The 26,117-nt window shown below is 74.3% G+C and carries 9 protein-coding genes (1 of these 9 cut by a window edge); all 9 read right to left on the reverse strand.

The window, feature by feature from the left end; genetic code table 11:
• Positions 1–15,487, reverse strand: partial view of a lonely Cys domain-containing protein gene (locus tag IG94_RS38510; protein WP_157852237.1) — the start only. It extends 18,167 nt beyond the left edge of the window; 15,487 of the gene's 33,654 nt are visible here — the first part of the coding sequence; its start codon is at positions 15,485–15,487; its stop codon lies beyond the left edge, outside the window.
• An 84-nt stretch (positions 15,488–15,571) separates the two neighbouring features.
• A complete protein-coding gene (locus IG94_RS0110520; RefSeq protein ID WP_031033824.1) occupies positions 15,572–15,961 on the reverse strand; it encodes a hypothetical protein in 390 nt (129 codons plus the stop codon).
• Between the two features lies 1 nt (position 15,962).
• Complete coding sequence (locus tag IG94_RS0110525) at positions 15,963–16,418, reverse strand: YbaB/EbfC family nucleoid-associated protein (RefSeq protein WP_031033826.1); 456 nt, start codon at positions 16,416–16,418, stop codon at positions 15,963–15,965.
• Between the two features lie 166 nt (positions 16,419–16,584).
• Entirely contained in the window at positions 16,585–20,664 is a 4,080-nt protein-coding gene (locus tag IG94_RS42545; protein ID WP_043483328.1) for an AAWKG family protein, read from the reverse strand.
• A 65-nt stretch (positions 20,665–20,729) separates the two neighbouring features.
• A complete protein-coding gene (locus IG94_RS0110540; protein ID WP_031033833.1) occupies positions 20,730–21,200 on the reverse strand; it encodes a type VII secretion system-associated protein in 471 nt (156 codons plus the stop codon).
• A 138-nt stretch (positions 21,201–21,338) separates the two neighbouring features.
• Positions 21,339–21,647 carry a WXG100 family type VII secretion target gene (locus IG94_RS0110545; protein ID WP_031033835.1) on the reverse strand — a complete coding sequence of 103 codons (309 nt, stop codon included), beginning with the start codon at positions 21,645–21,647 and terminating at the stop codon, positions 21,339–21,341.
• Positions 21,648–21,734: 87 nt separating this feature from the next.
• The gene (locus tag IG94_RS0110550; protein ID WP_031033838.1) at positions 21,735–22,070 is read right to left on the reverse strand and encodes a hypothetical protein; all 336 of its coding nucleotides are present in this window, start codon (positions 22,068–22,070) and stop codon (positions 21,735–21,737) included.
• A gap of 460 nt (positions 22,071–22,530) precedes the next feature.
• The gene (eccB, locus tag IG94_RS0110555) at positions 22,531–24,168 is read right to left on the reverse strand and encodes a type VII secretion protein EccB (RefSeq protein WP_031033844.1); all 1,638 of its coding nucleotides are present in this window, start codon (positions 24,166–24,168) and stop codon (positions 22,531–22,533) included.
• 339 nt (positions 24,169–24,507) lie between these two features.
• Positions 24,508–25,914, reverse strand: coding sequence for a type VII secretion integral membrane protein EccD (gene eccD, locus IG94_RS0110560; protein ID WP_031033845.1), 1,407 nt, complete (start codon positions 25,912–25,914; stop codon positions 24,508–24,510).
• Positions 25,915–26,117 lie beyond the last annotated feature (203 nt).

A 26,117-nucleotide genomic window follows, 5' to 3' on the forward strand; every position in this document is an offset into this window, starting at 1 on the left:
GCAGCCCGGCGTTGGTGTCGTGGGCGGACTCGCCCGGCCGCCGCGAGTACATCCGCATGTACCACTGGTGCTTGCCGGGGATGACGGGTTCCAGGTTCCCGATGCGGTTCGCGGCGGCGCGGACGGCGGCCTCCAGGTTCCGCTCGGCCTCCGCGCGCTCCGGCGAGCCCGCCGGCGCGGTCTGCGTCTCCGTCTGGGCCTGCTTCGCCCGGATCAGGGCGAAGGCCAGGTCGAGGTAGCCGCGCAGCTCCTTGAGGTGCTCGTCGGCCGCGTCGTCCTCCCTCCGCTCGGCCTCCCGGCGGAGGGACGCCGCGATCGCCCGCAGTTCGTCCAGGTCGTGGTTGCGCAGGTTGGCCTGGACCGCCCGGCGGTGGCGGTGGGTGCGCTGCGAGACGCGCGCGTGGTTCTCCAGGGAGACCTGGTGGCTGCCGTCCTCGCTGGCCAGGACCACGGTGGCGAAGTGGTAGCCGAAGTGCGCGCTGGTGTCGTCGGTCTGCGGCTTGGCGTAGTTGTGCTCCAGGCTGGCCTGGCCCTGCTCGCCGGCGGCCGCGACGGACTGGACGACGTAGCCCTCGCCGACGTCGGCCCAGGCGTGCTCGTTGACGCCGATGCGGCGGGAGGCGTCCGAGAGGGCGTCGCGGCGCGGGTCGTCCGGCTGCTCCAGGCTGAGCGCGCTGCCGTAGGCGCGGCCGGGGAGCGGCCCGCCGTGGCCGCCGGTGGGCCGGTCGTCCCGGCGCACCAGCGTGGCCGCCCAGTCCGGCGCCGCCGACTGCGGCGGTTCGTGGCCGTCCGCCACGCGGCCCAGGGCGTCGGCGAGGTGGTGGGTGCCGGTGACCTCGGCGCCGTCGGAGGCGTTGACGGGCGCCGTGACCGCCGGGCCGCCTCCGGGGGCGCGGAAGACCATGTGCGAGGTGCGTGAGGTACCGGCCAGCATGTCGGCGAAGTCCCGGCAGACCTCCTCCGTGGACTTCCCGGAGTGGGTCAGGAAGTCGGGGCTGACGCGGTACAGGCGCCGGCTGCCCCCGTCGGGGGTGGGCAGGACGATGCCGAGGTCGTCGTCGATGCGCAGCCGTACCGCGAGGCCGGCGCGGGCCAGCTTGGCCGAGGACGCCTCGACGGCCTCCCGGGTGGCGAAGACCTGCTGGCCGTGGGCGCCGTCCTCGACGGCGAGGGTGCGGTCGGGGGAGATCCGCAGGGCGGGACGGTCGGTGGCGGGCGTCGGGGTGTAGTCCTGCTCGTTCAGGAGCAGCTCGGGGGCGTTCTCGGTGCCGGCCATCGACCGCGGGGTCTGCCAGTCGCCGCGGATTGCGCCGGGCTTGCGGAACAGCACGCCGTCGCCCGTGTGGTCCACGATGCCGTAGTCGCGCGTGGTCAGCGGCTCGGACTGGCGCGCCCGGACCCCGTCGCCGGGTTCGGAGCCCTGCTCGTACAGGCCGAGGAGGTCGTCGAGGTCGCCCTCGGTGCCGTCGTCCCGACCCGGCAGGACCGCGTTCCACACCGTTCCCCCGCCGTCGTCGACGGGGCCGAGGGTGAGGTGGTCGGCGCCGGTCCGCCAGTCCGTGGACGGGCGCGGGGCGTGCGCGGAGTACCAGACCCTGGCGCCGGTCAGGTCGGCGACGTGGCGTGCGAGGGTCTCGGCGTCGTCGTGGGGGAAGGCCAGGACGATGTCGTCGGTCCCGCGCCGGGCCGGGTCCCGGGTGACGAGCCGGGCGAACTCGCCGCTGTCGTCCAGCGTGACCGTGCCGTCGGGCGTGTTCAGCCGCACCGAGTCCCCGGCCTGCTGGGCGAGGACCACGTACGGCTTCGACCACGGCGCCGGCCAGGTGCTCAGCGCGCCGTCCGCGTCCTCCACCGCGTACGTGTCCAGGGGCGGCAGCTGGTCGCCGGTGCCGGTCCAGTTGCGTACGGCGCCGTCGCCGCGCGGGAAGCGGGTCTCCTGCCCCAGGGCCCGGTCGTGACGCCTCAGGTGGGAGGCGAGGGCGTCCGCGTTCGCCAGGGCGGCGGGCGTGGCGTCGAGCGCGAGCGAGCCGAGGAAGGCCAGATGGCCCTCGCCGACCGGGGTGCCCGGGCGGAGCCGGAGCACCCGCCGGGTCAGGGCGTGCAGCGCCCCGAGTGCGCCGGTGGCCTCGCCGGTGGCGTCGGTGTGGGCCCGCGCGAGCCGCCGCAGCGAGAGCGCCGTGCCGATGAGCATCTCGGTCGACTCGTCGCTCCGGGCGGCGGGGGTGAAGAGGACGTCGAGGTACTGCTCCGGCGTGAGGTCCGGGCCGGCGTCCTCGCCGTCCTCGCGGTCGGTGCCGTCGCTGTCGTCGCTGTCGCTGTCGGAGCTCTCGGCGCCGGCGTCGTCGGTGAACCGGAACCTGGCGAGCCGCTCGGCGGCGGAGGGGTCGGACGGGTCGGAGGTGTCGGAGGGGTCGTCGGTGAACCGGAACCGCGCCAACGCATCGGCCTCGGGCCGCGCGGGGCCCGGTCGGGCGCTCCCCCGCGAACCCTCCGCGCCGGACAGCGTGTCGAGACCGAACGCCTCCTCGGGCTCGGTCCCGCGGTTCCGGCCCGCGTCCGGCGCCGGGGTGCGCCCGATCAGCGGGACGAAGTCGCCCCCGCGGCGGCGGAGTCGCAGGTGCGCGCCGCCGTCCCCGCCGGGGCCCGGGTAGGTGTGGGCGGTGCCGTTCTCCTCGACGAGGGTGACGGTGGCGCCGGTCGCGGCGGCGGCCCACCGGGCGACCGCCTGGTCGGCCTCGGTGGTGGTCCAGGGGCCGTCGGCGAGGTGGCGGCGCAGCCGGCCCTCCTTCGCCTCCGGGCTCGGCGCGGGGGCGCCGCGGCGCTGCACCAGGGGCGGCGGCGAGAAGAGCGAGGTCCGCTCGGCCGGGGTGCCCGGCAGGCCGTTCAGCCGCATGAGCTGGGCGGGCGACACCCCGGCGCGCGAGCGCAGCCGGCCGGCCTCCCGGCTCTCCAGGCCCGGTTGCGCGGCGGCGTGCCGCAGGGCGGTGGAGAGGGCGTCGAAGAAGCCGTTGCCCCGCCCGGCGGGCGTCCCCTGCGTGTAGGTGGCGCCGTCGGGTGCGGTGAGGACGCCGTCGCGGGCGAGGCGGTAGCGCGGCCCGTCGCTGTCGGCGGGCGGCAGCCAGGGGGCGGTGGCGTGGCTGCGGTGCGCGGGCGGCTTGGACTCTCCGGGGGCGTCGGAGGGGGTGCCGGTGTTGGTGCCGGTGGTGCCGGACGTACCGGTCGCGGTCGTGCCGGTTGTTCCGGTCATGCCGGTCGTTCCGGTCGTGCCGGTCGAACCGACGGCACCGGTCGTGCCGGTCGTGCCGGAGTCCTCGTGTGTCGGCTTCGGCAGCGCCGTGGTGGTCGGCGCCGGGGTGTGGACGGGCAGGGCCGCGTGGAAGTGGCCGTCGGCGGCGAGGAGCACCGGGTCGGCCGCGCGGTCGACGGGGGCCGGGCCGTCGGGGGCGTTGCCGTCGCCGTACGGCAGGAAGAGCTGTTCGCGGCCCTCGCCGGTCACCACCGTCAGCGAGGTGCCGAGGAGCCGTGCGGCCAGCGCGGGCAGCAGGTCGGCGCCGCCGTGGTCGCCGGCCCGGCGTTCGGGCGGGGCCGGGTCGTCGTCGGGCCGCCCGGCGCCGGCGGGCAGCGGCTCGGCGGTGAACGGGCGGGCCAGGGCGAGGGAGGCCAGCGCCGCCCGCTGCGCCGACGTCGGCCAGAAGGTCTCCGGGAGCCGGCCGAGGGCGTCGAACTCGGCCTGCTGCTCCCGGGACAGCGTGACGCCCGCGCCGTCCAGCTCGTCCTGCGTGAAGGTGTCGGCGGTGTCCGCGGCGAGGGCGCCGAGCAGGTCCCTGTTGTCCGGCAAGGCCAGCTCCCGGGCGAGCCGGTCGCGGGCGGTGTGGACGGCGTCGGCGGTGACCCCGGGGTCGCCCGGGGACCTGGCGAACCGGTCGCCGAGGTCGGCGCCGAGCAGCTGCGGCAGCCGGCCGCGGGCGTGGGCGGCGGCGAGCAGCGCGTGGAAGAACGAGGCGCCGTCGTGCGGTACTTCGTGCACCTCCCGCACGACGGTGCCGTCCGGCGAGGTGAGGGTGCGGGCGCCGGTGCCGTCGGCCTCGGTGACCGTGTACGGGTCGGGGGCCTCGGAGCGCCACCCGGGCTCGGTGTACTCCTGCGGCACGTCCCGCACCGGCACGGCGGCCGAGCCCTGGTGGTGGGCGGTGAGCCGGGACGCGGCGAGGTGCAGCCGGTGGTGGTCCGCGGCGGCGGTGTCCACCCGCCCCTGCCACAGGTGCACGTCGTCGCGGGCGTCCTGCCAGGCGCGGACCGCCGGGGACTCGGCGAGGTCCCGCGGCAGGACGGTCGTCAACGGGGCCGTCAGGCCGGGGTCGCCGTCGCCGAGCGCGCTCTGCTCGGCCGGACCGAGGGAGAGCCAGGCTTCCCGGCTCCGGGCGCGGGCGTCGTAGTACGCCTTCTCGGCGGCGGCGAGGTCGGCGGCGGCCTTGGCCATGTCGTCCCAGGCGGTGGCGGCCTCCTCGGGGAACGAGGCGTCGTCGAGCAGGCCGTACTCGCGGGCCTGGTCCTCGCGCAGCCAGACCAGGGCGGTGGTGTCGGCCTCGGCGGCGCGCGGGCCGCGCTGGGCCTTGCCGAGGGTGCGCACGGGACGGCTGTCGGTGATCCGGTGGTCCGCCTCGGAGACCGCCAGCCAGCTCACCGGCAGCGCGAAGAGCATGCTGCGGTCGATGCCGTACTTGACGTGGGTGCCGGCGGTGACGTCGTCGGCCTCCTTGGGCGCGATGCCGTCGCCCGCGCCGCCGACCGGTCCGGTGGCGCCGGGGTTGGTCACACCGGCGCCCGTGGTGGTGACCAGCGGGGCGGTGCCGACCGCGCCTTCGGAGTTGTCGGTGATCCCGGCCTCCATGGCCTGGGCGGTCTTGCGCCGCTGCATGGACTCCATGCGGGGCGCGCTCTCCACGGCGAGCAGCCGCGCGCCGCGGCGGTGCATCTTGGCGTAGAGGCGGGAGTCGGCGGTGTGGGACTGGCCGAGGAGGCGTGCGGAGGACTGGGTGGGCAGCACGGAGCCGTCCGCGCCGAGCGCCTCGCGGAACCCGGCGGTGAGACCGCCCTGGGAGGTGGCCTCCTGCTGCGCCTGCGCGGGCGCCGTGCCGAGGGCCGTGAGCGGGGTGTGGCGGGCCATGCGCACCTGCGCGGCCAGGGTGTCGCCGGTGTGCCGCCTGCCGAGGTCGCCGTCGCCGAGGCCGTCGGCGCGGGCGGTGGCGAGGGTGAGCGCGTTCTCGACGTTGGCCGCTCCCCGGAAGTCGACGGCGAGCATGCCGGAACCGGTGCGGTCGTCGAACGGCAGGATGTCGTCGCCGTCGGAGCGCCAGGCGGCGACGGCCTCCTGACGTGCCCGGTCGGCCGTCAGCATCCGTACCGCGCGCTCGGGTTCGGCCACGTCCTGCTCGGTGAGCGTGCCGTCGGCGCCGGTGCCGGAGGGGGTGAGCAGTCCCGCCGAGACGAGTTCGTGGAGCGTGCCGACGTGCGCGACGGCGCGCGGCGCCAGCAGGTCGCCGGCGGCGTCGGTCATGGTGACGCTCAGGGTGTAGCCGGTGACGACCTCCGCGTGCGCCTGCGTGGTCGCCATGTCGGGCATCGCGGTGCTGCCCTCGGTGTCGGTGCTGGTGCTGGCCTGCTGCCCGGTCGCCGTGCCCTGGAGGGAGGGGTTGGCGGCGAGGACGTCGCTGCCGGGGGTGCGCTGGCCCGCGCTCAGGGTGATGTCGCCGCCGCGGTCCTGGCCGGTGCCGAGCGCAGAGTCGCGGACGAGGGACCGGTAGTCGTCCACCTCGTACCCGGTGCGCAGCCGCTCCACGGTGGTGGTGACCGGCGTCAGCTTGAACCGGACCTGTCCCGGGCTGCCGCCGACCGGCAGGTGGTGGGGGCTGGACCAGGCGCGGTAGCGGACCGGCAGGGTCATGCCGTCGGTGGTCAGCTCGTGCAGGTGGGCGCGGAGGAAGTCGGGCGAGAGCCGCTGCAGGACCTGCTCGCGGTCGTGCGAGGGCACGCCGATCTTCTCCAGGCGCGGCATGAGCTGCTGCGCCGCCCGGCTCGCGTCGAGCCGGCCGCTGGGGTGGGTCGGGAAGCGCCGGCCGCGCAGGAAGCCCGGCACGCGGTAGCCGCCGCCGAGGTTGCGCGGGGTGGCGGTACCGAGGCCGTCCGGGGCGAGGCCGGTCTCGATGGCGTCCTGCATCGGCAGGTGGAACATGACCGCGTCGCGGACGCGCTGGAGCGCGGCGGCGGCCCGCCGCGGGGACAGGGCCCGCCCGGCGCGGTCGGACAGCCGTCCGGCGGCGGAGCCGATCCGCTGTCCGGCCCGGGTGCCGACGGTGCCCATCGCGGCCGTCCAGCGGTCCCGGACGGCGACGGTCTCGGCGGCGTCGGCGACCACGAGGTACATGCGCCCGGCGTACGTCATGGTGGTGCTGCGTCCGCGGGTGACGGACTGCGCGAGGGTGCGTCCCCTCCCCCAGGCGTACTGGAGCGCGGCGCCGTACGAGCCGGACACCGGCTGGGCTCCGGGGGCCTGCTGCAGCGGCGAGTCGCTGCCCTGGAGACCGAGCGTGGTGCGCGAGGTGGTGCTCGAACTGCCGGTGACCTTGTGGTCGTTGGCGAGGGTGTTCTCCAACGAGGCGGGCTTGGGGTCGCTCATGACCCGTACGTTGTCCAGCTCGCCGCGGACCGCGGCCTTGAGATAGTGCGTACGGAAGGGTCCGGCGCCGTTGAGTCCGGTGATCCGGGTGCCGAACGGGCCGAGGTACTGGCCGAGTTGCCCGGCCACGCCGAGGTTGGCCGCCGCGCGGCGCAGCGCGGTGCGGACCGGGGCGCCGGGGGCGCTGGTGTGCCAGGAGTTGCCGGAGGCGCGGTCCGCGGTCTCCTGCATCAGCTCCTGGCGCTCCGGGCCGCCCTCGGCGCCGAGCACCACGTGCGGGGCGCTGAGCAGCCGCCCGACGAGTGACTGGTTCGCCGGGGTCGCCCTGGGCAACGGGCGGGTGCCGTCGAGCAGTTGGTCGGCCTCGGTGGCGGAGAGCCGCTGCGGGGCGGGGGCCGCGGGGGCGGGCGCGGCGCTCGTGGGCGTGGTGGGGGCGTAGCGGTCGGAGCCGTGTGCGGCGGGTACGGCCAGCTCGACGCGGCCCACGGGCTCGGTACCGCGGCTGAACAGCGGGCGTTCCGCGACCTTGCTGACGAAGACGCCCGTGCCGAGCAGCCCGGCCGACAGCAGGCGGGGCCAGCCGCGCGGGCGCCGGTGGCCCTCGAAGTCGGCCTTGAGCTCGACCCGGTAGCTGTAGAGGTCGATGCCGCTCTGGGCCGCCAGGTGGTCGTGGGCGACGGTGGTCGTGTTCCGGGTGGCCTCCTGGCGGGCGTGGGCGTAGCGCCCGCCGACCGTGAGGTTGCCGATCTGGCGCGGCAGTCCGGTGTCGCCCACCTTGTCGTGGTCGCGCGGCGAGATCCCGAGCTCGACACCGGCGGTGTAGGTGCTGGACTGCTGCTGGCCCTGGCCCGAGACCTCGTTGCCGATCACCGCGTTGCGCAGGGACCGCTCGTTCAGGGTGGTCTCGAACCGGCGGTCGGTGAGGCGGGCCCGCAGGGTGAGCGTGTGGTGGCCGCGGCGGACCTTGCCGTCCTCGACGAGCGTGACCGGGACGCCGGTGGTGGTCAGGTCGTCCAGCGCCTGGGCGAGGGTGGGCCGGTTCAGCGCCTCGCGCACCTGCCGCTCGTTGAACCACGCCGTCCGCAGCCGCTCGTCGCTGTACCAGAGCCGCGCCAGCCGCGGGTGGTTGCGCATCGCCGGGGGGACGAAGAGCGACGGGTAGGAGGCGTGCAGGGTGTCGAGGACGGTGTCCGCGAACTGCTGCACGGGCTCGCGCGCGGGCTGCGGCGTGCCGTCCGGCGCCGGAGCGGTCTGGGTGCCGTTCTGTGCCGGTGCGGTCGCGGTGCCGGTCTGCGCCGGCGCGGTCTGCGTACCGTCCGGCGTCGGTACCGCCTGCGTACCGTCCTGGACCGGTGCGGTCTGCGGGCCGGTGGCGGGCGGGTTCTCGGGGCGGAAGCCCTCCGCGCGGACCTGGCCGCCCAGATGGACCGGGTCGTCCTTCTTGAGGTACCACGGCACGGGCGGCTCGGCGTCGGCGTTCGGCCCCGTGCGGCCGGGCGTACGGCTGTCCCAGCCGGCGAGCCTGCGGGCGTCCTGCGTGGACATCCAGTCCAGGCTGACCACCCGCACCGGCCGGGCCGCGGACCTGGGTTCGCCGGCGCCCCTGACCATCAGGGTGCGCTCGACCCGGTACAGCGCCATCGGCTGGTTGCGGACCCGGCCGGTGACCTTGCGGGCCGCGTCGGTGCCCAGGTAGTGCCCGCGCCCGGCGGCGAAGTCCGTACGGACCGCCGGACCGCCCTGCACCCGTACGTCGGTGACCGGACCGGCGAACTGGTGGTTCGGACCGGAGGTGACCTGGAGGCCGAACCGGGTCTCCCGGACGTGCCCGCGCTGGTTGGAGTACGTGGTCTGGGTGAGGTCGCGCACCTCGGCCTTGGTCGACTCGGTGACCAGGTCGGCCCGGTGCGGCACCGAGCGCTCCACCACCAGGTGTCCCAGCGGGCGCTGGCCCCGGCCCTGGGTGAGTTCGGGCCCGCTGACCGGTCCGGTGAGCCGTCCGAAGATGCCGAGCAGCCGCCCGGGCCGGGTGTACGACACGAGGGTGCGGTGGGCGGAGCTGCCCGGCCGCGCGCCGGAGAGGGCGAGCGCCACGTCCTCCGCCGGGTCCGTCAGGTACAGGCCCGTGGAGTCGAGCAGCCGCGGGTGCTCGCCCTCCGGGAAGGTGAGCGTCCGGGGCGCCTTGCGCGGCCCCTCGAAGGGCACGGTCAGGTCGTCCGGCAACCGCCAGCTCAGCCCGTCCCGCATGCCGAACTCGGCGGCGTGCACCAGCTGCCGCGTCCAGCGGGGGCCCGGCCCGGTACGGGGCGTACCCGTCGTACCCGTCGAGCCGGTCGCGCCGTTGGTGACGGCCGGAGCGGTGGTGCCCGGCGCCTCGGTGACCCGGTGGACCCGTACCCGGTAGTGGACGTCGTCCAGGTGCAGGTGGGAGCCCTCGTGGGCGCGGTACTCGGTCTGCTGGTAGGCCGCGGTGCCCTGGGAGTAGTCGGTGCGGCGGGCCCAGCCCAGCGAGGCACCGATCTTCAGCAGCCACTCCAGCGGCGGCCCCATGCTCAGCGCACCGGCGATCCGGCGTCCGAAGCCCACCGTGCGCCCGCCGCCCGTGCCGGCCTGCCCGCGCCGCATCGTGTCGGCCTTGACGGTGCCGCCCGCGTCGGAGAGGCGGACCCAGCGGTGGTACGGAACGGCCTCCACCGTCATCTCCAGGCCGACGCCGGACTTCTCGCGGCCCACGAGGCGGGCGCCGCGCGGGGCGGTGAACGCCGCGGGCTGGTCGGTGAGCAGCCGCAGCAGCTCCGCCTCGTCGAACCGCGTCCGCAGCCGCTCCGGCAGCCCGTCGAGGATCTGCCGCGCCGCGAGTTCGGGCGCGCGCAGGCTGAGGACGCCGGTCCCGGCGAACAGCCCGGTGGGCTCGGTACCCGGCGGGGTCCCGTCCCCGTCGGTGTCACCGGGGTCGGCGCCCGGCCTGATCAGCGCGGGGGGCAGCCTGCTGCCGTCCTCGAAGGCGACGGTGCGCGGTGCCGGGCCGGGCGGACGGGCATCCATGCCGGTCAGCAGCCGGGCCGGACGGTACCGGTCCAACTGCGTCTCCAGCGGCGCCCGGTCGCCCGGATCGGCCGGGTCGGCGTCGGGGTCGGTGATCCCGGCCATCTCGCGCAGCCAGTCCCCGTACGGGTCGGAACCCTCGGGACCGGGCTCCGGAGCCGGCGCGGGACTCGGCTCCGGCACGGGCTCCGGGTCCGGGTCCGGGTCCGGAGTGGATGTCGGGTCCGGCGCGGTGCTCGGGTCCGGAGTGGATGTCGGGTCCGGCGCGGTGCTCGGGTCCGGAGCGGTGGCCGGGTCCGGCGTGGTGGCCGGGTCCGGCGTGGGGATCAGGGCGTCGAAGTGGTCGGCCCCGTTGTACGCCACGTGCAGTGGGTCGCCGGTGCCGCCCGGGTGCAGCGCGACCGTGGTGAGCGCGCCCGGTGTCCGCGGGTCGGGCTGCACGATCCGCAGGTCGAGGTCGAGCGTGTGCGCCAGCGCCTCCGGGATCAGGTCGGCGAAGGGGGACGGCCACAGGTCCACGCGTCCGGCGGTGGCGGCGAGCAGCCCTCGTCCGCCGAGCCGGCGCGCGTCGCCGGGGGTGGGCGCCACCTCGGCGAGTCCGGGGTAGTCGCTGCCCGCGACGATCTCCCGCCACCGGCCCGCGTCGCCGTCGGTGACGACCTCCCGTGCGGTCCGGTCCCACTCCTCGGCGATCCGGCGCTGCTCGCCCGGGTCGGTCTCCCCGGCCAGGGCGCGCAGCCGCAGGTCGTTCACGACGGAGTGGACCGGGTCCGGTACGAGGGCGTCGGCGATGTCGCCCAGTTCGGTGTGGGCGACGCGGTCCCGCACCCGCGCGCGCAGCCCGGCGATGCTCCCTGCGGCCCAGGCCGGCGGAACCGTTTCGGAGCGTGCGCTGTCGATGACCGACCGGAAGAAGCAGTTGCCGTCGGGCCGGGCGTCGAACCGGCGGAAGGCGCGCCCGCCCGACCGGACGACGTCCGCCGGGCCGGTGGTGGGAGCCGCGGACACCGGGCCGAACGCGGTCAGGTCCTCGGCGAGGCTCTCCGGCCGGCTCGGCACGGGCGACAGGTCGGGCCTGCGGCGCGCGAGTTCGGCGGTGTCCTCGGGGCCGAGGCCCAGCTCGGACAGGGGCAGCGGATCGTCCGACAGGCCCCAGGCGATCTGCGCCGACTGGGCGTAGTCGAGCCCGCGCACGTCGTCCCGGGAGACCAGCGCGGTCGGTGGCAGGGAGGGCGGCGGCGAAGGGATCAGGTCGTCGAGTGTGGTGCCGGGGCCCTGGTCGGCCCGGGCGGCGGCCGCCGCCCGCAGGAAGGCGGTGTACTGCTCGGGGGTCGGTCCGGTGGCCGGGTCGACGGCGGTACGTCCGTCCCCGCGACCGCCCGTCGGACCACTCGTGGCGCCGCGCCCGGCACCGTGCCAGTCGGTGGCCATGCGGCGGAGCAGGTCGGGGGTCATGCGGCCGTCGCCGTAGCGCGCCGCGCTGTCCGCGCCGTGCCAGCGCAGGCCGTCCACGTACGCGAGACCGGCGAGCAGCTCCCGGTTCTCGGGGCGCTGTTCGGCGTCGGTGCCGAGCGCGTCGCGCAGGGTGCGGACCTGCTGGAGCGTGCGGGTGCGGGCGAACACGTCCGCCGGGCCGGGTCCGGTGTGCAGGCCCGCGTCCCGCGCCAGCCGGTCGAGGTCGGCGCCGTCGGGTTCCGGGGTGAACATCCGCCAGCGTCCCGGCCCGTCCCCGTCCTCCACGAGCACCGCGCGGACGTCGCCGTCCTTGTCGCGGGCCGTGCCGACCTCGCTGGTCGGCGCGTAGACGGGGCGTCCGGTCCGGTTGGCCACGTGCTGGGCCACCGGCAGGCCCGCGATCCTCGGCTGCCGCCCGGTCTCGCAGGAGTACAGCACCAGCGGCCGTTCCCGGTCGCCGTCGGCCGCCCACGCCTTGAGCGCCTCGCCGAGCTGCACGCCGCTGACCTTCACGGTGGGCCGGGAGGAGTCGTGCGTGCCGAGGGTGACGGCACGGGGGGTGCCGTGGCCCACGAAGTAGTCGGCGCCCCGCTCGGTGCCGGCGCCGGGGAGCGCGGTCGGCGGACCGGTGAACACGGTACGCGGAACGGACTGCGCCGTATCCGTCGTAGCCGTCGTATCCGGGTCCGCGTCCGCATCCGTGTCCGTGTCCGCGGTGCCGGTCGGGTTCGGGAGGGCCGGACCCGACTCCGTGCGTACGCCTCGGAAGCTGTCCTGCCCGAGCAGCGCCCGGCGTCCGGCGTCCCGGGCCGTGCCGTCGTCGGCCGGGTCCTGGGAGATGGTCAGCGTCCGTACGGCCCGCCCGGGTTCGGGCCGTACCGCCGTGTCCGGCACGAGGCGCCGCACCTGGTCGAGCGGGACGGTACCGCCGTCCAGGGTGGCGAGGGCCGGCTCGCCGACCGGTCGCGGGCCCCCGTCCGCGGGGCGTACGACGACCCGGGCGGGCTGCGTGGGGGACGGGCCGGGCACGGTGCTGCCGCCGTCCTCGCCCGACTCCACGTGCAGCGCGGTGGCGGGTTCGTTCCAGGGCCGGGACGCGGGGTCGAACTTGGCCGCGGCATCGGTGGTACCGCGCGCGTCGGCGTTCGGGACGGTTCCGTCGCTGGTCGGTGACAGGGGCTCGGCCTGCGGTGGCGGTGCCTTCTCGGACGGTTCCGGGCCGGCGGACGGGTCCTTGCCGACGGACGGGTCCTTGCCGACGGACGCGTCCGGGTCCGCCGACGCGCCGCTCTCGGTGACGACGGGCCGGACGTCCGGGGGCGGGCCGAGCGCGTCGGCGAGCGGCAGCAGCACGTCGGCGCCGGGGAACGCGGTCTCCGGAGCGGGGGTGCCGGTGGTGGCGGGACCGGTGAGCGGGCGTACCTGGACCGGGCCGTCGGGTGTCTCGCGGGTCAGCTCGACGGCGGCCCGCACCGGGCGTCCGGTCCCGTCGGGCGCCGTCGGCGGGCCGAGCACCACGGCGCGGTCGGCGCCCGCCCGGTCGAGGAGCGCGGCCGCCTCGGGCGAAGCCGCGGCCGGCGGGGGCCCGTCGGACACGACGACGGTCAGCGGCGAGGCGTCCCCGGTGGTACCGACGGGGCCGGTCGGCTCAGTCTTCGGCGGCACGGGAGCGACGTCGCCGGGCGACGCGTCCGGGTTCCCCGACACGCCGTCCGTCGAGGTCGCGACCGGGGCGACGGGAGCGTTCCGGTCCGGCACGTCGGCGGTACCCGGGTCCTCCCCCGGCACGGGGCCGTCCCCGTCGGAGTCCACGGCGGCACGGTCACCGCCACCCGCATCACCGACGGCACCGCCCCGGGAACCGGCGTTCGCACCACTGCCGTTGGCCGCACCGGACGCGGTACTCGCACCGGTGCCGGTTCCGGTGCCTGTCCCGGTCCCTGCCCCTGTCCCCGTACTGGTTCCGGTACCGGTGCCCGTACTGGTCCCGGACCCGGCTGCCGTACCCGTACCGGTGTTGGTGCCCGCGGCGGAGCCGGTGCCCGGACTCGTACCGGCGCCGACCGCCGGACCCGTGCCTGCCACCGGACCGGTACCGGCGGCCGGACCGGTGCCGGTTGCCTGCCCCGCGCCAGTACCGGTGCCCGTGTCGATACCGGCGCCGGTCCCCGCGTCTGCGCCCTGGCCGGTGCCCGTGCCGACGTCGGTGCCAGCCCCGGGACCGACGCCGGCGCCCGTGCCGACCTCCGTGCCCGTGCCGGTAGCACCATCGGCGCCGGTGCCAACGTCAGTGCCGGTGCCGGTGCCAATGTCAGTGCCGGTGCTGGTGCCAGTGCCGGTACCGACGTCGGTGCCGGAGCCAGTACCGATGCCTATGTCCGTACCAGCCCCGGTGCCAATATCCGTACCGGTGCCGGTGCCGGTGCCGGAAGCGCCCTGCACGTCGCCCCCGGGCCTGGAGGTGGCCTCGGTGCCCGTGGCCGAGCCGTCCCCCGGCCCCACCTGCACCGTGCCGTCGGTGGCGGTGGCCGTGGCCGTGGGCGGCGGGGTCACCGTCACCGGCGTGCCGAAGCCCTCCAGGGCCCGGCGGACGCCGTCCGTGTCGATCTCGGCGGCCGGGCCGCTCCCCGCGGGGACCACGCGGATCTCCGGGGCCTGCGAGAGGTTGCCGTGCAGGGCGTCGCGGACGCCGATCTCCGTGGCGCCGGGAGGCTGCGCGCCCCGCAGGGCGGCGAGGTCGCGGAGCGCCTGCTCGCGGAGGTCGGCGGAGCCGCTGTGGACCTGCTGCCACAGGCCGTTCTCCGTGGCGGTCACGGGCAACGGGCCCGGGGAGTACGGCGGCGGGGCCGGTGACGTGTACGGCGGCGGGTCCTGGACGGAGTACGGCGGGGGCGCCTCGACGCCGCCGCCCTGCGGGGACGAGCCGGACGCGGCGGACGTCGCACCGGCACCGCCGCCGGTGTCCGCGGACGAGGGGCCGTCGGTGCGGTCGGTGCTGCCCCCGGTGCGCGACGGGCCGTCGGAGTCCCGTGCTCCCGGGGAGTCGGAGGAGCCGGTGCCGCCGCCGGAGACGGTGGGCGGCTTGGCGCGGAACCCTTCGAGGATGTTGCGGAGTTCGGCGCTGCCGTTGACGGCGCCGCCGGTGAGCGTGGACTCGACCTGGCTGCTGAGACCGGCGCCGACGAAGGTGGACCAGCTCGTGGACCAGTCGCCGTCGAAGGCGCCCTTGATGAGGATCTCGCCCAGCGCCTCGCCGGCGCCGGCGGCGAGGAAGTCGGCCGTGCCCTTGATCCCGTAGTGCCCGGCGAGCGCGCCCGGCCGGTCGGCGTTGTTGCGCAGGAGTTGGTTGTTCCGCCACAGTTCGGGGCTGTTGCGGAAGTTGTTCCGGAAGTTGAACATGTCCCGGAAGCTGGTCGGCGGGTTGTACCCCGAGCCGGGGGTGTTCGTGACCGGGTCGGGACGGCCGTTCGGGGTGGGGTCGAACTTGGTGTCCGGGTCCGGCTTGGTGTTCGGCGGCGTGTGGTTGCCGACGTCGAGGTCGGGGCCGTTCTTCACCCGTGGCGGCGGCGCCTTGAAGTCGAGGTCGGGTGCGTTCTTCAGGAAGTTGCCGTCGTAGCCCTTGACGATCTTGCGGGCCCAGTCGGCGAAGATGCTGGTGAGACCGCCGGCCGCGGCGCCGAACGCGGCGTCCTTGAGGATCTGGCCCCAGTCGAAGCCGTCGGGACGGCGGCCGTCGGGGGCGAAGTTCATCATCGCCAGCCGGACCGCGAAGGTGGTGAACGCCTCGGAGAACGCCTCGGTCAGCGAGGGCGCGATGTGCAGCCGCTGGAGCAGGTGGCTGAGCGTGGTGAGGATGAAGAACCGGCTGCGCATCTTGGCCAGCATGATCTGGCTGGCCGAGGCGCCGCCGGTGAAGAACGACAGCGCCAGGTAGATGGCGATCTCGATGAGCAGCCGGATGACCTCGGCGATCACCTGCCACTTGGACTCCATGATGTCCATGGAGGTCTTGCGCCGCCCCTCGGCGATCTTGTCGAGCTGCTCGGAGAACTCCTTCAGGTAGTTCCGGCCGCCGTCGTCGGTGAGGGTGCCCATCGCGCCGGCGTACGCCTTCGACAGGTCGTCCGGCATCGACTGGCCGATGTCGTGCACCGACTTCTGGATCATCGCGGACATCTGGTCGATCTTGCGGCCCAGCCGGGAGTACGGTCCCCGGCTCTCGTAGGCGAGGTCCTCGTCCGCGTCGATGAGCCGCTCTCCGGTGAGGATGAAGATCATCGCGTTGACCTCGGGCGACGGCATGATGCTCATCGGCGACCGCCCGTCGCGCCGTGCGGACAGCACCGCGGGGCCGCTCCCGGCATGTGGCGGGAGCGGCCTGCTGCGGCGGAGGGATCAGTGGCGGCCATGCCCGCCCGTGTCACCGCCGCCCGAGCCGTCGAGCCCGAAGCCGTCGGTCTCGATCCGGCTGGTGTTGCGCTCGATGTCCTCCAGGTTGCGGTCCCGGGTGTCCTCCATGAGCTTGACCTGGCTGAGCGTGGCGTCGGTGATGCTCACCAGCGCGTCACGGATGGACATCATGGTGTCCTTGGTGGTCTGCCGCTCCTTCTGCTCCTGCGGCTTGGCCTTCTCCGCGAAGTCGCCCGACGTGCCGGGCCACGAGACCGTGGGGGCGAGACCGTCGAGGAACTCCTCGGTCATGCTCCGGGCCAGCGTGGCGATCTCTTCCAACTGCCCGCTCAGGGCCTCGATGCGGGCCGGGTCTACGTAGTACCGCTGCCCCATGTCAGTCCTCCCCGTCCTCGCCGAGCGCGTCGCGCCAGCCCGGCGCCGCGCCGTCCGTGCGGTCCGTGTCCTGGTCGGCCTTCTCCAGCACGCCGGGACCGAAGATCCGCTCCCAGTCCAGCTCGAAGCCCTTCAGCTCGGGCACCTCGCTGCTGGGTTCCGCGAAGGGCGCCATCGCCTTCATCACGTGCCGGTTCATCTTCTCCCGCGCCGCGCTCGCCGCCTCCAGGACGCTGGCGGCCAGCTCCTGGGGCGACATGTCGCGGTACTTGTACTCCAGGAAGTCGAGGCCGGTCAGCTCGCCCTGGGGGCCCACGGTGGCGCGGACGGCGCGGTCGGAGGAGAGCACCGCGAACGAGGCCTGCCGCAGCTCGCGTTCGGTGCGCTCGACCGCCTCCTGGGCGGACCGGAGCTCGGCCATGGCCTTCTCCAGGCGCTGTTCCAGTGGTTCCGTCACGTCCGCTCCCTGATGTCCTGCGACTCCACGGTCGATCTTGCCTGGTGAGGTGCCCTCCGCGGCAGCCGGGGACCGAGTGGCGTTCGTCTCCCGGCACCGCCCGGCCGCGCGGGCCCGGAGCCGCTCCGGCGCGCCCGCCGCTCGGACGCCACCGCGGACCCGGACGTCACCGTCCGATGACGGCCGGGGTGCCGCCGTCCTCGGTGCCCCACACGTCCGCGTCCTCCTCCAGGTAGTCGGCGGACGTGGTGACGCCGCGGCCCTGGCCGGGCTCCTCCCCGGAGGACTCGTCGCCGCCGGTGGTGGCGACGCGGGACGCCGGGGACAGGAACGTGTCGCTGTCCTCCTGGCGGTTCCAGGGGCTGCGCCGCCTGCGGTTGCGGCGCTCGCTCTCCTCGGCGGCGTCGACCAGGACGGCCCGCACCCGCTCGCCGTTGCCCTTGTCTCCGCCGCCGCCCATGCCGCCCATGCCGCCCATCGGCATGCCTGGGCTGCCGGGCATGCCCGGGGCGCCGGCCGTGCCGGCCCCGGCGGCCGGGGTGAGCGGAGTGCCCCCGGCCGCGGTGGCGCTGTCGGACAGCGGGGCCGCGGCGCCGGTGAGCAGGCCGTCGGAGCCGACGGAGGCACCGGCGGTGAGGCCGCCGCCGGTGCCGGAGGTGAGCGAACCCCCGTTGCCCAGGCCCAGGTCGGACGGGGAGAGGGTCTCGGTGCTGATGCCGCCGCCCGTGCCGCCCAGCCCGTCGAGTCCGCCCAGCCCGTCGAGCGAGCCGAGTTCGTCGAGGAGGCCGTTGCCGTTCGAGGAGGTCGGGCCGTTGCCGGTGTTGAGGTCGTGCAGGTTCACCGTCTCGGTGTTGCCCTGCGCGTCGGTGACGGTGGCGATGCCGGTCTCCGGGTCGACGACCTGGGTGCTGCCGTCCGGGAAGTCGGTGGTCAGCATGCCGTTGTCCAGGGAGGTGACGGAACCGTCGGGGTTGGTCACCTGCGCGCCGTGGGTCAGGTCGGTGGTGGTGACGGAACCGTCCGGGTTGGTGGCGGTCAGCATCCCGGTCTGCGTGTCGAACGTCGCCTGAGTGCCGTCCGGGAACCGGGTGAGCAGGTCGTCGCCGGCCAGCGAGGTGTCCCCGCCCGTGGGCGTCTCCAGCCCGGAGCCGCCGCCGGAGTTGAGCCCGTCGAGGCTGCCCAGGTCGAGGTCCCCGAGGCCGCCCAGGTCCCCGTTCGACTGGGTCTGCAGGTCGCCCAGGGAGTCGAGGCCGCCCTGGTTGCCCTGGCCGTTGAGACCGCCGAGACTGCCCAGGTCCGTCGTGGTCGTCGTACCGTCCGGATTGGTCGTCACCGCCTGGCCCGTCGACGGGTCGATGCTCTGCGTCGTGCCGTCCGGGAACGTCGTCTTCAGGTTCCCGTCGTCACCCAGCGACGTGACCGAACCGTCCGAGTTGGTCACCTCCAGGCCGTTGCCCAGATCCGTCGTGGTCGTCGAACCGTCCGGATTGGTCGTCGTCAGCGTCCCGGTGTCCGGGTCGAAACTCGTACTGCTCCCGTCCGGGAACCGGCTCGTCAGATCCCCGCCCGACAACTGCGTACTGCCACCCGTCGGCATGTCCAACGACCCACCACCGGCACCGTTGTTGAGACCCCCGAGACTGCCCAGGTCCGTCGTGGTCGTCGTACCGTCCGGGTTGGTCGTCACCGCCTGGCCCGTCGACGGGTCGATGCTCTGCGTCGTGCCGTCCGGGAACGTCGTCTTCAGGTTGCCGTCGTCGCCCAGCGACGTGACCGAACCGTCCGGGTTGGTCACCTCCAGGCCGTTGCCCAGATCCGTGGTCGTGGTCGAACCGTCGGGACCCGTCGTCGTCAGCGTCCCGGTGTCCGGGTCGAAACTCGTACTGCTCCCGTCCGGGAACCGGCTCGTCAGATCCCCGCCCGACAGCTGCGTACTGCCACCCGTCGGCATGTCCAACGACCCGCCACCGGCACCGTTGTTGAGCCCCCCGAGACTGCCCAGGTCCGTCGTGGTCGTCGTACCGTCCGGGTTGGTCGTCACCGCCTGGCCCGTCGAGGGGTCGATGGTCTCCGTACGGCCGTCCGGGAAGGTCGTCTTCAGGTTGCCGTCGTCGCCCAGCGACGTGACCGAGCCGTCCGGGTTGGTCACCTGCAGGCCGTTGCCCAGGTCCGTGGTGGTGGTCGAACCGTCGGGTGCCGTGCTGGTCAGCAGCCCGGTGTCGGGGTCGAAGCTGGTGCTGCTGCCGTCGGGGAACTGCGCGACGGGGTTGCCGTCGACGAGGCCGGGGGTGCGCTCGGCCGGCAGCCGCGTGCCGCCGCCGGAGTTGAGGCCGCCGAGGCTGCCCAGGTTCGCCGTCGGGGGCACGGCCGCGGGCTGGTCGCCGCCGCCCGTCCCGCCGAGACCGGCGAGGCTCTGGTTGGCCGCGTTGTTGGCGTCGCCGAAGTTGCCCAGGTCACCGGTGCCCGGACCGCCGCCGGGGCCGCCGTTCACTCCGCCGAGGTCACCGAGGTTCTCGGTGAGCGCGGTGTCGCCGCCGCCGGGGCCACCGTTGAGGCCGCCCATGTCGCCGAGGCTCTCGGTGACCGGGACGTCCCGGTTCAGCAGGTCGTCGAGGCCGCCGAGGTCCGTGGTCGTCGGGTCGTTCAGCGTCCGCAGCTGCTCCTGCGCCTCGTCCGCCTGCTTCTCCTGCTCGGCGCGGAGCTCGTCCTGGTACTTCCGGTCCTCCTCGCGCTGCCGGTTCTGCTCCTCCCGCAGCTCGTCCTGCGCCTTCTTGTCCTCTTCGCGCTGCCGGTTCTGCTCCTCGCGCAGCTCGTCCTGGGCCTGCTTGTCCTCCTCGCGCTGCTGCCGCTGCTCCTCGCGGAGTTCCTCCTGGTACTTCCGGTCCTCCTCGCGCTGCTTCTCCTGCTCCTCGCGCAGCTCGTCCTGGTACCGGCGGTTCTCCTCGTTCTGCCGCTCGATCTCCTCCTGCGCCTCCTCGGCCTTGCGCTCCTCGTACTCCTGCGAGGCCGTGCTGGTCGACTTCGGCTCGGGGATGTTCTCGCTGAAGTCGCCGCCCAGGTCGAGGAAGGTGTTGTTCAGGTTCGACTGCACGGTTCGGGCGGGCTTGACGAGGTGCTCGTCGACGCCCCGGCTCCAGATCTGTACGGCCTTGTCGCCGACCTTCGCCCAGTTGGCGATGTCGGTGAGGTCGCCGTATTCGGGGTGGTTCTGGGAGAAACCTTCCTGCGGGTCGTGGTAGGTGGACGAGGAGTACGCCGAGTAGGTCGTCTTGATGTCCGTCTTGGCGACGTTGTTGCTGTCCACCCACTGGGCCAGGTCGTCCAGGACGTACCGCAGCACCCGGTGCGGGTCGTAGTAGTCGGAGTTGGCCCAGGTGATCCAGGCGTCGAGGAGCTTGTCGGCGGCGTCCTCCAGCGCCGAGCGGGCCTGGGAGAGGGCGCGCGAGTACACCGTCTTGCCGGTGCCGTCGCCCTCGCCGGTGCTGGGCTTCTCGTCGAACGTCTCGATGTACGCGTCGTAGTTCTCGCGGATCTTCGTCAGCAGGCTGCGGAAGACCTCCGCCGCCTCGCCCTTCCAGCTCGCGTCCTCCCGGCCGAGGGCCTCCTCCCACTCCTTGATCTTGGGCCCCTGGTCCCGGAAGAACTGGGCCGCGAAGTCGAAGGTCTGGCCGGTGGTGTTGAAGGAGTTGAGGTCGACCGAGGAGTCCTCGGCGACACCGAGGTTGCTGAAGCGGGCGTCCGCCGTGTTGCCGCCCAGCAGTTCGAGGAGCGCCGTCCGCGGCCCGTTCATGTAGCGGGCGAGGGCGACGGTGCTCATCTCGTCCTTGTTGTAGTCCTTGAACTCGTTGCCCTCGCGCACGGAGGCGTTGGCGACGTCGTCCGTGCCGGGATCGGCGAAGATCAGCTCGTCGCCCGCCCGCACCCGGCCCTCGAAGACGATCCTGGCCTGCTTGATCTGGGTCTTCTTGCCGCTGTCGAAGAACCAGATGTCGTAGTCCTCGCCGGTGTTCCGCAGGAAGCCGGAGGCGTCCTTGACGAACGAGCCGAGGCCGCGGTCCCGGATGTCCATCCGGAACAGCTTGCCGCCGTGGTCGGAGCGGAGGGTGTCGAAGACGGTGCTGCGGTCAGGGACCGGGTAACCGGTGATGTGCGTGACCAGACCCGCCCAGACGTCGGACGACGCGTCCGTGGCGCCTTCGTACTTGTTGACGTTGTCTATGGAGTCCGCGTCGTAACGGTCGACCACCGGGCGCCCTCTCTGGTCGGGTTGTCGTGCGGCACGCGACACGCCTGTCGCGCGGCACCGGTTCTCTAGGAGTCGGAGTCCTCGCCGCCGCTGCCGCCGGCGGTGAGGGTGTCGACCTCGTCGAAGTGCTGGAGCAGCGTCTGGGCGTCGATCGCGTCCAGGTTCTTGGCCTGGGTCTTCTGCGCCCCCTCGATGGTGTCGGTGAGCGCGTCCTGCAGCTCCTTGTACAGGTCGATCTGGTCGCCGAGGAGCTTGTCGAGCGCCGTGGCGGCCTCCCGGACGCCTTCGAGCAGCTTGGGGCCCGAGACCCGTCCGTCGCTGGCCATCTTGCCGATGCGCAGCAGCTGCTGGCTCTGGTCGAGGTTGTCCTCGGTGGTGTGGCCGTCGATGAGGTCGCCGAGCGTGCGGGGGTCGCCCTCCCCGCCGCCCTCGCGGTGCCGCTTGGCGTCCTTGTACGCCCGGTCCACCTCGTAGTCGCGGAAGTTCTCCATCGCGGACAGGTCGAAGTGCTTGATGTCTGTGGGGTTGTCGGCCATCGGAAGCTCTCCTGCCGCTCGGTCTGACGGGTGGATGCACGGACTGCGAAAGGGCGGGGGCACACCGCCGCGTGAGAGCCGCGGCGCGCCGCCCGCCGCTTCGCGTTCCGGACGGAAGCGGGGCGAGGCGGGCAGGTGCTAGCGCGCCCGCACGTTACCCCAGTTGTCGGCGCTGCGGCGCTCGTCACGGGAGTGGTTGTCGTGGATGGACTGGATCAGCGTGCCGTTGTCGTTGAGCAGGGTGGCCATGTTCTTGGTGGCCTGGTCCCACTCCATCTGCACCTGCCGGTACATCTCCTGGTCCGAACCCTCCCAGGACGCGACGAGCGGCTTCAGCTCGTCCTCCAGGTTGTTGAGGGCGTTGATGATCTGCTGGGTCTGCTCCGTCATCTCCTCGACGGCCCTGCGGACCACGGGGTACTGCACGTCGATGATGCCGTCGGCCATGACGTCTCCTCTCTGGTGGCCGGACGCCTCGCGCCCGGCAAGCTCGAACAATGCGGCGCCGGTTGGAGCCGCACCGCGCCGGACGCGTCAGAGCAGCGCCTGGAAGACGCCCTGACTGGTCTTGCTGTTGAGAACCTCGGTGAGGTCCTGGTTCTCCTGCGCCAGGCGGTTGGCGGAGGTGACGTTCTCCTGGAGGGCGTCGATCATCTTGCTGATCTGGACGACGACCGTCTGGGCCTCCGTGTTCCAGCTGCGGAAGAGCTTCAGCAGGGCCTGGCCCTCGTCGCCGCCGACGCCCGAACGCGCGGCGATCTCGGCGACGTTGTTCTGAATCTTCTCCACCTGGCTGCGGGCCGACTCCAGGGAGGAGACGCCCCCCAAGCCCTTGGCATAGTCCGCTTTCCTTGCGGCGCTGTCCGCCATGTCGCACTCCCTTCGTTCGAGCGATCACGTTCGAGCGATCACGTCGCACTGTTGCCCGCTGAGGCTAAGTAGAAGCGCCTGTTCCGCGCAACGCGCGGTGGAACTTTTCGAGGTCCGTTCGGCTGCCCGATATATGTCCGCGGCAAGGCAGTTGACCAAAGGTTTCGGGCAGATGAACAGATCCACCGGGCGGACTGTCCGTCATGCGGCATCCGTACCGGCGGAAGGTCCGATACGGGCGCCATTCGGGCGCGCCGAAGCGGCAAACGGCCACCGGGAACGGCCACCCCGGGGCCCGCGGACCGGATATGCGGGGCTTCCGGTCAATTCACGGGACGGCCGCCGGAAATTTCCGATCCGGGCTTCGCTCGCGACCACAAAGACCAGAAAGCGCTTGGACCGAATGGCCACTGCAACTACGCGGGCCGGAAATCGCCCCCGTTTTACCCCGCTTACCTCCTCAGAACTCGCTTTGACCGTCTTGCCGGGTTCGCGACGCTGTGTCCGCTGCGCCCGGTGCGGCTGCGGGGTCTCCTGTGACGAAGCTCGCAGCCTTGGCCTTCTTCCCCGGGGCCGCCTCCTCCTGCTGTGCGTCCGTTCCGCAGTCGGGCGCCGTGACCCGGACCTCCGCGGCGCCGGAGGCGGCGTCCGGGTCCAGGTCGGCGCCGGTCGGCAGGGCCGCGAGCAGCGGAGCGGGCACGGAGTCGATGTCGCCGGTGGTGTACCCGAGCGCCTGGAGGGAGTCGTCGGCGGGGACGCGGTACTTCACCCCGTTCTCGGCGACCAGGTAGGTGGTGCCCGCGTGGGCGGCGCCGCTCGCGTGCAGCGCCCGCACCAGGGCGCCGTGACCGGGCCGTACGACGGTGGCGTCGGTCGGTACGCACGCCTCCCGCACGGGGTCGGCGGTGCCTTCCGGCACGGCCACCGGGGCGAGTTCGGTCAGCGGGGCCAGCACCGAGCCGATCCGGGCGCCGCCGTCGCCGCCGTCCACCTGGGCGCACAGCGCGCTGCCCCGCGGCACGGACTGCGGGGCCGGCGGCGCGTCCGGCAGTCCCGCCGCCTCGTCCCCGCCGGCGCCCTCCGCCTGGTGCTCGCGCAGCGCGTCGGCGCCGACCGTGCGCGCCTCGGGCGACTCGCCCCGGTAGGCGTCCTTCTGGGTGGCCGGGTCGCCCAGCACCAGGGCGGCGCCCAGCCGGGTCAGCGGCACCAGGCCCTCCTCGCGCAGCAGGTGGTACGTGCTCTCGCCGCCGGGCACGCTCACCTCGAAGACCTGGCCGACGCGGGTGGCCTCGCCGCCCAGCTCCGGACCCTCGCCGCCGCGTCCGGGCACGTCGGGCGAGCGCAGTTCGGGACCCGGGGCCAGCGCGTCCAGGAAGGCCGCCGAGACCGGCGCCGCCGACACCGAGCCGTAGCCGAGCGCGGTACGGGCGTCGGACTTCTCGTCCAGCGGCAGCCTGCTGCCCCGCCACACCAGGTACTGCGTCTTGTCCGGGCCGCTCACCAGCACCCCGCGGTCGCGGCCGACGGCCGCGGAGTCCACCGGCGCGCCGACCACCAGCGTCGTCGCCCCGGCCGCGTCGACGGCCGGGGCGGCGGCCGCACCGGAGGTGCTGGGGTCCGCGCCGTCCGGCCCGGTGACGCACATGTTCCAGGCGCCGCCGTCGAGCTGCCCGGCGTCCGGCAGGCCGTCGGGGGCGCCGGGTATGCCCACGGGGCCGCCGACGGGCACGTCCCGCAGCGAGGCGGTGCCGACGTCCTCGGTCGGCAGGTCGGACCCGCCGATCAGCCGCGCGGAGGTGTAGTTGCGCACCGGGTGCAGTACGCCGTCGGTGTCGGTCCACAGGTAGCGGGCGCCGGTGTCGCGGTTGACCACCAGGTGCCCGCCGTCGCGCCAGCCGTCGTTCCCGCCGGGCCGCAGCAGTCCGTAGACCACGGTGCCCGCGCCGATCAGGACGGTGAACAGCAGGCCGAAGACGACACCGCGCGTGGTGCGTCCGAGCGGGCTCTCCGGGGCGTCCGGGGCGGCCGTCAGCAGGCCCGAACTGAGCCTGCCCATCATGAAGCTGTGGGCCTGTACCTGGTCGCGCTTGGACTGCACGGCCTCTCCTCGTCTCGTCTTCCATGGGCCCGGGGTGGGGGATGCGAGCGGGCCCTGCGCTTCCCGGCCGACAGCCGGACTCCCCGCACGGGCGGGGTCCGGGACGGCGCCAGGGGGTGTCGTTTGGATCTTGCCGGGGGTCGCGGGGTCTGGCACGCGCATCTGCGGCGTTGTCGTCGGTTGCCAGGGCTCCGCCCTGTCGCCCTCCTCCGCCTTGCAGCTGCACGCACCAGACCCCGCTCGGGTCGACTGGAAGGCGCCGTTGCCTGTAACCGACCAGATCCAAACGACACCCCCTGACCGAACAGTGCGCGCAGCCAGCCGAAACAGTCCGCGCAGCTAGCCGAACAGTCCGCGCAGCCAGCCGAAGAGGCCGGCCACCCAGAGGGTGAGCGGCAGCAGCGCGACCGCGAAGACGGTGTGCGCCAGCTCCGCCGCGCGGCCCCAGTACGGCAGCATCCGGCGGCCCGGAACGGTCCAGGTGGCGATCACGAGTGCGGACGCGGCGGCCAGCAGCACCGCGAAGACCACCAGGCGCATGTCGCCGTCGCTGTCCACCGCCCAGGCGCGGGCGAGCAGCAGCAGGCCCAGGACGCCCGGCAGCGCCAGCGTCAGCCGCTGCCCGACGGCGACCAGGCCGCGGGAGTGCAGGAGCAGCAGCAGGCTCAGTACGAGCGCGGTCAGCACCTCGGGCAGGTCCGGGCGTTCGGCGAGGACGACCAGGGCGGCCACGGCGGCGGTGCCGGTGGCCGCGAACAGCGCGGTCACCCAGCGTCCGGCCAGTTCGGTGCGTTCGGCGACCTCGTCGCCCGCGTAGGGCTCGATGCCCTCCTGCAACTGACTGGCGGAGGACGGCAGCGCGGGCATCCGCATGCCGGCCAGTTTGAAGGCGAACGGCGCGACGGCTCCGGCGCCCAGGGCCAGTACCGCCATCACCAGCGCCACCGCGGCCGGCGCGTCGAGACCGGTGTAGCCGATCAGCGCCCCGGCGATGGCGGTGGCCACCGCCACCAGGGCCGTCGCGAACAGGGCCGGGGCGCCCACGGCGGTCGCCGCGAGGGCCAGCACCGCGCCGCCCGCGCCCGCGGCGCCCGCGGCGAGCAGCCGCGCGCCCACCACCCGTGCCGTGTCCGGGCCGGTGAGGTCGCCGCCGGGCAGGACCCAGCCGGCCAGCGCGAGACAGGGGGCGACAAGCAGGCCGAGGACGGTCGCCGTGAGGCGGTCGCCGACCGCGCGGCTGGCCGAGCCCGCGCCGGCGAGCGCCAGCAGTCCGGCCACCCCGGCGCAGATCACCCGCAGCGAACCGGAGCCGTCCACGCCGGGCCAGAAGACCAGCACCAGGGCGAGGACCACGGTCGCCACCGCCGTACCGCCGAGCAGGCCGCGGGCGGCCTTCGGGCTCCACGTGTACATCCGCCGGCCGACCGTGTCGGATATGCCGTCCACCAGGTCGTCGAGGCGCGCCTCGGGCAGGACCTCGGTGTGCGGGCGCAGGTACAGCACCTCGCCGTCGGCGAGCCCGGCGCGGGCGAGGGTGGTCTCCTCGTCGAGCGGGGCGTCGCCCAGGCGTTGCAGTACCCAGCCGGCGTGGTCGAGCCCGGCCTCCTCGACCTCCTCGCCCACGTACCGCAGCAGGGTGGGCAGCAGGTCGGTGACCGGTACGTCGGCGGGGACGGCCAGGTCGACGGAGACGCTCGGCGCACGTACGGTCAGGCGGCACAGTTCGGCCACCGTGCTGTCGGTCATCAGCACAACTTTCGTCATCCGTGGGGGGACTTCGGCAGAAGGACTTCCACGTAAAGGGGACGGGAGCAGAATACGGAACGCGTGCGGGATGGGGCAGAGGGGTCCCGGCACCGGAACGGTCACGGAAATGCGGACCTCATACCGAGCGGTATGCCTGCCCCGCGTGGACAGGCCGCGTTCGGTGAATGCAGACTACTGCCTAC

This window comes from Streptomyces olivaceus (assembly GCF_000721235.1).
In the GTDB taxonomy this organism is placed as follows: domain Bacteria; phylum Actinomycetota; class Actinomycetes; order Streptomycetales; family Streptomycetaceae; genus Streptomyces; species Streptomyces olivaceus.

Excerpts from the sequence above, each read along its gene's own strand:
- IG94_RS0110540 (WP_031033833.1), bottom strand. The coding sequence starts at position 21,200 with ATGGCCGACAACCCCACAGACATCAAGCACTTCGACCTGTCCGCGATG.
- eccD (WP_031033845.1), bottom strand. The coding sequence starts at position 25,914 with ATGACCGACAGCACGGTGGCCGAACTGTGCCGCCTGACCGTACGTGCG.
- IG94_RS0110520 (WP_031033824.1), bottom strand. The coding sequence starts at position 15,961 with ATGGGGCAGCGGTACTACGTAGACCCGGCCCGCATCGAGGCCCTGAGC.
- IG94_RS0110545 (WP_031033835.1), bottom strand. The coding sequence starts at position 21,647 with ATGGCCGACGGCATCATCGACGTGCAGTACCCCGTGGTCCGCAGGGCC.
- IG94_RS0110550 (WP_031033838.1), bottom strand. The coding sequence starts at position 22,070 with ATGGCGGACAGCGCCGCAAGGAAAGCGGACTATGCCAAGGGCTTGGGG.